General features: G+C 38.5%; 1 protein-coding gene. It reads left to right on the top strand.

Features of this window, described 5'->3' with window-relative positions; genetic code table 11:
* Positions 1–193 precede the first annotated feature (193 nt).
* Positions 194–442, top strand: coding sequence for a DUF2442 domain-containing protein (locus MTBBW1_RS24690; protein WP_222424161.1), 249 nt, complete (start codon positions 194–196; stop codon positions 440–442).
* Positions 443–1,054 lie beyond the last annotated feature (612 nt).

The following is a 1,054-nucleotide window of genomic DNA, read 5'->3' on the forward strand; positions in this document are numbered from 1 at the left end:
AGAAAACTTTCTCAAACAGATGAAAGGCTTGCCCGTGTGTTGCGAAGCTTTTCTCTTTTGTAATGTGTGAACCCTTCCCGCCTATGCATCTATTCCTCGTCTTCATTTTATCCCTTTTTCTGACCATCGCACTTAAAGGCTACAGCCATATTTCGATCGTCTTGATGTCACTGAGATGGTTGTCGGGGGCCCGGTGAAGAATGTTAAAAGTAAAAAAGTCAATGCAAATAATGATTATACCCTATTTGTTGAATTGTCTGATGGACGAACTGGGGTATTCGATGTTAAACCATATATAGATAAAGGTGTATTTAAACAACTACAAGATAAAGATTATTTTAAACAAGTGAAGCCTTTTTTTTGCGGAATCAGCTGGCCTAATGAGCAAGATTTAAGTGCTGATACGATTGCATGTGAATTAAAACAAGTTGAAATCGTATAACGACGGAAAAGATATTTTGAAGAGTTGAGCTTTCCGCTGGGATCACCTAAAAATTCAGTGCGTGAATAAGGATCTGTGAGTACTTGTTCTACACATTTTCGGATGCGTTGCTTTATTGAACCGTAACGTGACAGGTTTTTGACAAAGTTTTTTTCATAATAGCCCTGATAATTAGGCATTCCAGACCTCGTCATGGGAGGTTATCTGAATAGCATCCTTCTTCAACAATCCCTCGCAAGATAACTCCCATACGGATAAAACTAACGCAACTCCCCATCTCCATAAATGGAGAGGGGGAACTTTTTCGTGTTTGAATTGGGGGTTGTCGCTTGCTTTTTTCTTCTTGATAAAAGATGACAGCGGAATTATCATTACTCAAAAATGACACCTATGACCTTATGAGCCTTGTTAATACTGTCTGAATCAGGATGCCCAGGATAACCAGGATTTACAGGATAAAAATCTTGAGCATCCTGTAAATCCTGGTTATCCTGATTCAGACAAATGCAATAAATGCCAAAAAAGCCAACAAGATGTCGATTTTGAGTCATTAACGCATCGAAATTTTACTAATCCGATGGGGGTGATTTATATGAAGAACATTCTGATTGC

The sequence above is a fragment of the Desulfamplus magnetovallimortis genome, from assembly GCF_900170035.1.
Taxonomy (GTDB): Bacteria; Desulfobacterota; Desulfobacteria; order Desulfobacterales; family Desulfobacteraceae; genus Desulfamplus; species Desulfamplus magnetovallimortis.